This is a genomic window from Methanoregula sp., assembly GCF_003170075.1.
GTDB lineage: Archaea > Halobacteriota > Methanomicrobia > Methanomicrobiales > Methanospirillaceae > Methanoregula.
Map to the genome: position 1 here is coordinate 38,922 of NZ_PMZU01000074.1, position 7,718 is coordinate 46,639.

Annotated in this window: 8 protein-coding genes; 6 read left to right on the forward strand and 2 right to left on the reverse strand. The window is 54.1% G+C overall.

Annotated features, from left to right (window positions below; translation table 11 throughout):
* Positions 1 to 149: 149 nt before the first annotated feature.
* The 3 genes from QZN75_RS09755 to QZN75_RS09765 all read left to right on the forward strand — a co-directional run bounded on the left by QZN75_RS09755 (position 150) and on the right by QZN75_RS09765 (position 2,685).
* Entirely contained in the window at positions 150 to 1,991 is a 1,842-nt protein-coding gene (locus tag QZN75_RS09755; RefSeq protein ID WP_292428051.1) for a DHH family phosphoesterase, read from the forward strand.
* A gap of 223 nt (positions 1,992 to 2,214) precedes the next feature.
* Entirely contained in the window at positions 2,215 to 2,466 is a 252-nt protein-coding gene (locus QZN75_RS09760; RefSeq protein ID WP_292428054.1) for a hypothetical protein, read from the forward strand.
* Between the two features lie 30 nt (positions 2,467 to 2,496).
* Positions 2,497 to 2,685: a hypothetical protein gene (locus QZN75_RS09765; protein ID WP_292428056.1), complete on the forward strand. Its 189-nt coding sequence runs from the start codon at positions 2,497 to 2,499 to the stop codon at positions 2,683 to 2,685.
* 68 nt (positions 2,686 to 2,753) lie between these two features.
* Here the strand turns inward: QZN75_RS09765 and QZN75_RS09770 are convergent, their stop codons facing one another.
* Positions 2,754 to 3,410: a hypothetical protein gene (locus tag QZN75_RS09770; protein ID WP_292428059.1), complete on the reverse strand. Its 657-nt coding sequence runs from the start codon at positions 3,408 to 3,410 to the stop codon at positions 2,754 to 2,756.
* Positions 3,411 to 3,727: 317 nt separating this feature from the next.
* Here QZN75_RS09770 and QZN75_RS09775 point away from each other — a divergent pair, with 317 nt between their 5' ends.
* Positions 3,728 to 4,084 (forward strand): hypothetical protein, encoded by a 357-nt coding sequence (locus QZN75_RS09775; RefSeq protein WP_292428062.1) that lies wholly within the window; start codon positions 3,728 to 3,730, stop codon positions 4,082 to 4,084.
* On the forward strand, positions 4,081 to 5,769 hold the full coding sequence (gene ade / locus QZN75_RS09780) for an adenine deaminase (RefSeq protein ID WP_292428066.1): 1,689 nt from the start codon (positions 4,081 to 4,083) through the stop codon (positions 5,767 to 5,769). The genes QZN75_RS09775 and ade overlap by 4 nt, the downstream gene beginning before the upstream one ends.
* Positions 5,770 to 6,079: 310 nt before the next feature.
* On the opposite strand, the gene QZN75_RS09785 is transcribed toward ade, so the two are convergent.
* Positions 6,080 to 6,562 (reverse strand): YkgJ family cysteine cluster protein, encoded by a 483-nt coding sequence (locus QZN75_RS09785; RefSeq protein WP_292428069.1) that lies wholly within the window; start codon positions 6,560 to 6,562, stop codon positions 6,080 to 6,082.
* Between the two features lie 176 nt (positions 6,563 to 6,738).
* On the opposite strand from QZN75_RS09785, the gene QZN75_RS09790 reads away from it, so the two are divergent.
* On the forward strand, positions 6,739 to 7,665 hold the full coding sequence (locus QZN75_RS09790; protein ID WP_292428072.1) for a DUF475 domain-containing protein: 927 nt from the start codon (positions 6,739 to 6,741) through the stop codon (positions 7,663 to 7,665).
* The last annotated feature ends 53 nt before the right edge of the window (positions 7,666 to 7,718 follow it).

The following is a 7,718-nucleotide window of genomic DNA, read 5'->3' on the forward strand; positions in this document are numbered from 1 at the left end:
GGTGCGGGAATGGGAACTAACATAATCTTCAGGTAACCATTCATGGTACACGCAGCACTGCCGCGTGCGTACAACGTTGAACGATACAACATATAAAAAATAAGCCGCTTACCTATATCGTCCGTTTCGCTTGCGTGTGGAGAGAGAAAATGCAGACAGATACTGATATTATCGTTTACCGGCTGGCCGCGGGCTGCGACCTGTCCGATGTCGAAGAAGGAAAAATCTATCTTGGGAAAGTCCAGGGTTTTGCAACATTCGGGATGTTTGTCCAGCTCAACGACCGGATCAAGGGACTTGTGCACAAGACAAGCATGAAAGCCGATCACAAGGAAAAAGACAGCGTCCTCGTACGGGTCCGACAGATCCGCCCCAACGGAAATATCGATCTTGAAGAACTGCTGATCCCGGTCTACCAGGTCCAGCAGGTCGAACGCACGTCAACGACTGTCAGGATCGCAGATCTTGCTACAAAACAGGGAAAGACCGTGGCCATTGAGGGCGAGGTCGCCCAGATCAAACAGACAAGCGGGCCCACGATCTTTACCATTGTGGATGAGTCAGGTACCCAGAACGTTGCAGCATTCATTGAAGCCGGTGTCCGGGCCTATCCTGAGGTCGAGCTCAACATGATCGTGAAAGTTATCGGCGAGGTCATGATGCGCAACAATCAGCTCCAGATAGAAGCCGATGCGGTTGCCGCACTCGCCGGTGATGAAGAGACGACCGTCCGGGTGCGGATTGATACAGCGCTCGATGCACGCGCCGAACCGGAGACCATTAAGCCGCTTGTGAAAAGCGACGTGCTCGACAGCCTGATGCCCGAGATGCGGAAGGTTGCAAAGATCATCAGAAAAGCGGTCTTTACTGCGCAGCCGATCATCCTTCGGCACCACGCGGATGCTGACGGCATCTGTTCGGCGGTCGCCATAGAACAGGCGGTTGTCGCGCTTATCAAGGAGTCGGGCGGGGACTTTGACGCCGACTACTACCTCTTCAAGAGGGCCCCGTCAAAGGCTCCATTCTACGAGATTGAGGATATCACAAGGGATCTTGACTTCGCGCTCAAAGACCACGCACGGTTCGGCCAGAAGATGCCTCTTGTGATCCTTACCGACAACGGTTCGACAGAGGAGGACGAAGCGTCCTACAAGATCGCAAGCGTCTACGATATCCCGTTTGTCGTTATCGACCACCACCACCCGGATGCGACCATCGACAAGTACCTTGTCGGGCACGTCAACCCGTACCATGTTGGCGGGGACTTTGGGGTAACGGCCGGGATGCTCGGGACCGAAGTCGCTCGGTTGATCAACCCCAAGGTTGAGCCCATCATCAAACACCTCCCGGCGATTGCCGGTGTCGGTGACCGGAGCGAGGCGCCCGAGCGGGCCCTGTATCTCGCGCTCGTAAGCGACCAGTACTCCGAGCAGACCTGCAAGGACATCGCGCTTGCGCTTGATTACGAGCAGTTCTGGCTCCGGTTCAATGACGGTCGGGAGATCGTCAAAGACATACTTAACCTGGTCGGGAACAAGGAACGCCATACAAAACTGGTCAACCTCCTTGTCGAAGGGGCAAATAAGATGATCGAGGACCAGTTGAGTGCCTGCATGCCGCATGTCGTCTCGAGGATCCTGCCAAACGCTGCGCACCTCTTCCTGATCGATGTGGAGATCCACGCCCACAAGTTCACCTTCCCGCCACCCGGTAAGACTTCTGGTGAGGTTCACGATCTGCTCTGTAAACAGAACGAAGGAGAGTCGGTCGTCACGATCGGTTTTGGCCCGGACTTTGCCGTGCTGCGCTCCAAGGGCGTGCATATGAACATCCCCCGTATGGTCCGTGACCTGCATAACGAGATCCCCGGCGGCGGAATCTCGGGCGGCGGACATCTGGTGGTCGGCAGCATCAAGTTCGTGGAGGGCATGCGCGAAGTGGTGCTCGAGGCTCTTATCAGGAAGATCGGCGACGCACCGGTACAGCAGTGAGGATTTGTTCCCTTTTTCCGGTTAAACTTAATTAAATCCCCGGAATCACGGAATTTACAAATATCTTATCCGGATAAAATTCCGCCCCAGATTTAGCCGAATAATATAGTTTCTGGTCAGATCTGTGGCAAAGTTGTAAAAAAAAAGGATAAGTTTTACCAGTATCGTCCGCTATATATATATAGAAGTTGATCTATATGATTTGCTAATGCTGAGGCGAAACATGTCTACAGGTAAGAAGATACGAGAGAAGTATAACGAAACCCAGCACAAAATTGTTTCCTATCTCACCTCAGGGATAACCAAAGGTAAACACTACTTCAAGTCCAAATACATTGCAAAGGACCTCGGTTTATCCCCCAAGGAAGTGGGAACCAATATGGCGATCCTTGCCGATATGTGCAAGGAGTTATCTATCATCCGGTGGAGTTATTCGAACAGCACGACGTGGATGGTCACGCCCCGTGCCATGTAAATTTTTTAATCATCACCTCCTTCTTTTATTATGCCAACATTAGAGTTTGAATCATCCATTGAATTTGTCGCGGATATCAATGAGCAGAAGGACTGTCTGATGTCACAGGACCCGACACAGGATACACCCGGTGTCCTCTGGTTCAACATCGACATCCCCAAAGGGCATCTGTTCAAAGCCGGTGACCGCGTCCGGGTAATTGTGGAAAAGATCGACTGAAAATCCTGATGAAAGCGTACGCCCACTATTAATTATCCAATTACATTCACGGGATTGTATCTTAAGGGTCAGGTACTGGTACGGTCTTTTTCATAGAACCGCAGCGGTGTTTCCAGGCTGATCCGGAACGAATCGACAGAATCGGTGCTGATGATCATATACATCCCCTTGCCCGGGGTCCGGACAACCTTATACATGGTACCGGGATACTGGATCTCGGCACCCTGCAGGAAATTCCCTTTTGCATCGCAGAGCACCATGCGGAACATCGTATACTGAGGCTGCCGGTCTGCAGTGACACTGATATTTAATACCCAGACTTCGTAGGGCACCGAAAAGATCTGGGTGAGGCCGCCCCGCGATTCCTCGATATAAGCAAAGGGAATAATGGGAGACGTCTCACGCAGGGGAATATCAGACGCCCCAAAAGTCTCCATGTGTGCGGGCAGGTGAACGACCGGGTACGTGAACGGGTTGCTCGTATAAAAGATCCGATACGGTGAATCCGGTGACCGGGGAGTCATGTTCACTTCAGGAATAGGCGTGGGTGACGATGTCACAACCGTGACCTGATAGGAAGGTACTTCGGTTGCATGTACGGCGGGGGTGCTCCCGGAAAACGGCAGTGACGGAACTTTTGAAAGTGCACCGGTATGTGCGATCACGGCAATCACCAGAATTACCACAAACCCACCAATAAGTGTGTAGAGATCCCCTTTGTCCACACATAATTCTGGCGTGTTGCGTATAAAAACCGTGATGTTTTATGCTGGCGGGCCGTACGATCACGGAGATAATTTCTGAATATTCGGCATATGGCTCAGAAAGGAGACTAACCTCTTTGATCGCTATCCAAAGGGGACTTTTTTTAAAGAGACAAAAAAATTCCCGCTTGAACATACATGGATTCCCATACTGGTATACCTGTCCCTGCCGAAAGATGATCCGGATTCTCAAAAGACATACCAGAAATTCAGGATCAAAACGGAACTTGCATCTACAAAGCTATAACTTTTTATGGATATAGCCTGACAACAGAAGTATGACTGGACGTTCGTGCCTGCTTTTTGGTTTTTTACTGGTCCTGCTCCTTGCGGCAGCCGGCTGTACAACCCTCTCGGTCGGGAACGTATCGTACGGGGCCGGCAACCTGACCGTAAAAATCACGAACAACCGCGACCCGGTCGATACCGGAATCCAGGTGCGGATCTATAAACTGAACGAGTTCGAGCAGCACGAACTGCTGACCACCGGGACGACGGTCACGCTGACCGGTACTGATAACACGGTCACGATCCCGCTCCGTCTCGACCCGGGCAGGTACAAGATCTACGTGTACCTGACCACGAACGGCCAGCGCGAGACTGCCGTCATCCGGGATATTACAGTTAAACTATGACCCCGCCATATGCAGACCTGATCCCGGCAGCACGTGGCACGGAGCCGGCGGACGTGGTGTTCCGTAACGCAGAGCTTTTCGATGCCTTTTCCTGTACCTGGGAGCATAACGATATTGCGATAAAATCCGGTATCATTGTGGGGATCGGCCGCTCGTACCGGGGCATCCGCGAGCGGGATCTCAACGGAGCATACGTTGTCCCGGGCCTGATCGACGCTCACGTCCATATCGAGAGCTCGCTGCTTGTCCCACAGGAATATGCCCGGCTTGTCGCTTCCCACGGGACGACAACCGTGATCGCCGACCCCCACGAGATCGCAAATGTTGCCGGGAAACGGGGGATCGAATACATGCTGACCGACCGTACCGGTGCCCCGGTGGATATCCGATACATGCTGCCGTCCTGCGTGCCGGCAACCCTTCTGGATATTGGCGGTGCCTCGCTTGATGCTGAAGCACTTGCCACATTTACCGGGCGCGAGGGTATCCTTGGTTTGGGCGAGATGATGAACGTTCCGGGGGTGCTCGCGAGAGACCCGGCAATCCAGCAAAAACTTGTGCTCTCGGGTATCCGCGACGGCCATGCACCCCTTCTTGCCGGCATGGACTTAAACGCCTATATTCTTGCCGGGCTCCAGAGCGACCACGAATGCACGACACTGGTAGAGGCAGAAGAGAAACTCCGGCGCGGGATGTATATTTTTGTCCGTGAAGGGTCGACCGAAAAAAACATCGCGGCGCTCGTCCCCATGGTCACACAAAAGAACGTGTCCCGGTGCAGCTTTGCAACCGATGACTGCCATGCCGATCTTCTCGCGCAGGAAGGGCACATCGACCGATGCATCCGGACTGCCGTTGGCTGCGGGCTGGACCCTGAGCTTGCAATCCGGATGGCGACGCTTTCAGCTGCAGAACGGTTCGGGCTTTTGGATCGGGGGGCACTCGTACCGGGCCGGCGGGCAGATCTCTGTATTGTTGACGACCCCGTTTCGTTTATCGTAAAAGAAACACTCCACTTTGGAAAACCGGCAGCGGCATATCCCGTCCCAGCTGATATTGTTTCCCTGCCTGCCACGGTCCGGTGTACCACGCCAACATGGGAACAGATACACCTTGATGGGCGCGGGCCGGCGCGGGTTATTGGGCTTGTATCCAACCAGATCATCACTGAATCGTTGCGCTTCGATCTGGATACGGCCGCACTCCCCGACCGTGAACGGGATCTTCTCAAAGTCGTGGTCTGCAACCGGTACGGCAGGCCGGGGATCGGTACCGGGATTGTGCACGGATTCGGCTTTAAGGTGGGTGCGATTGCCGCAAGCGTTTCCCACGATGCGCACAACATCATCGCCACCGGCACGGAAGATGAGGAGATCCTTGCCGCCATCGATGCGGTGATCCGGGCGCAGGGTGGGATGGCAGCAGTAAACGGAACTGAGGTAACCGTACTCCCGCTGGACTGTGCCGGCCTCATGTCGACGCTACCCGCCAGCGAGGTCGTTACGAGGCTGAATGCCCTGCGGGAGGCAACCGGAAAAATGGGGGGCATCGCAGAGCCGTTCATGTACCTCTCGTTTCTGGCGCTCACGGTGATCCCGGCGCTGCGGATCACGGACCGCGGGCTCTTTGATGCGGTCGCGTTCCGGGACATACCGGTGTTTGGCGACGGAACCCCGTCTGCCTGACGCGGGGGGATAATGATAGTATCCCACAGGATATCACAAAATAATGCACGGAAAGGTGCTCACTTACGCTCTTTTGATCGATCTGCCTCCTTTACGGTACCGCTTGGGCTCCACTGGAAACACCGGATTTACATATAAGGAGCCACTTGCGGGAAACTCTCGCACTCACACCCCAAGAAGGAAGAGAGGGAGGTATACTCCTACCATGATCGTGGGGGTACCTCCTTCCCAATTTTTTCTGAACATGGTAGCTGCCATCAGAAATCCACAGGAAACGGTGGCCTGATGGGTGGGACCGAGGGGCTACCCTTCACTTCCTCACCACATACCCCCGCTCCGTGAGCACCCGGATCACCAACTCGTCCCACCGGGCGTCATCCGGTTCATTCACCGGGTCGATACACTCCTCAAAAATCCGGGAAACCAGCGGGTCTTCCCAGCAGAGATACCGCGAGAACATGATCCTGCCCACCCGCCGGCCGGACCGGTTGAGGATAAGCATCCGCCAGCAACCGTAGTCCCGGCAGATTTCAGGGCGGGTGAAGTGCACCGTGCAGAACGCCTTCTCCGAGCCCGGCTGGTGCCGGAAGAACGAGCAGGCCTCGGGGAGTATCTCAAAGATGCTCTTGTCATCAAAAATGGCCTTCTTGTCAGTATCCACGGTCACGACATCAGACTCGTTCGTGTACCGGTTGAAGACCACGAACTCGTAGTTCCCGTGATCTTCGGTGATACTGTGCACCAGCCCCAGGTGGCTGCAGCATTCCCCGCACTGCTCGCAATAAAAGACCATGCGATTTTTTAGCTCCTGATTATAGTCCGGAGTAAGCCGTCTGCCTTTTTAAGAGCACCGGTACCACGTGTGCCTGTCGGCGCAAAGGAGATCAGAAGACGGGAGAAAATGAGGCTGAAAAAAAGGATATTTCACCAAGGATTTATACCGGTATGGTGCCAAACTGATCCTGTTTCATGGATATTTTTTCCATAATCCTGATCATTGCCGGGCTCTGCCTGTTCGAGACCATCGCGAGCATTGACAATGCCATTATCAATGCCGAGGTCCTCTCGACGATGTCGCAGAAGGCGCGGCGCTGGTTCCTCGTCTGGGGACTGTTGTTTGCCGTCTTTGTGATCCGGGGTGCGCTGCCGTGGCTGATCGTCTGGATGTCCACCCCGTCTCTGGGCCCCGTCGGAGCGTTCACCGCGACGTTCTCAAGCGATCCTGCCGTGGTAGCCGCAATCGGACAGTCTGCCCCCATCCTGTTGATCGCCGGCGGTATCTTCTTAATCTTCCTCTTCTTCCACTGGCTCTTTTTAGAGGAGAAGGCGTTTGGTCTCCGCGGCGAGCGTTATATCGCCACAAAAGGCGTCTGGTTCTTTGCCATCGTTTCCATCCTCCTTGCTGCCATCGTCTGGCTGGCGCTTGGGAAAAACCCGATGATGGCCTTCGGGGCAGTGATCGGGTCAACCGCATTTTTCATCGTCCACGGTTTCCGGCAGAATGCCGAGGAACAGGAGCGGAAGATGGTCTCGGGCAACATCACGGATGTCAGCAAGATTTTCTACCTCGAGATCATCGACGCGACGTTCTCCATCGACGGGGTGCTGGGCGCCTTTGCTTTTACGATGGCAGTCCCGCTCATCATCATCGGCAATGGTATCGGGGCGTTCATCGTCCGGGAAATCACGATCAGGAACGTGGACTCGATCAAGAAGTACCGGTACCTGAAAAACGGTGCGATGTACTCGATCTTCTGTCTGGGTATTATCATGATCCTCGACAGTTTCGGCTTTGAGATCCCCAGTTTCGTATCGCCCATTATCACGTTCGGGGTCGTCGGGTACTTCCTGTATATGTCCATCAGGGCCGGGCCGAAGGAAGAAACCGCGTGCTGATACCAAAAACAACCTTTTTTTTTAAAACCAAATTTAAAAGCCACTAAAATTTT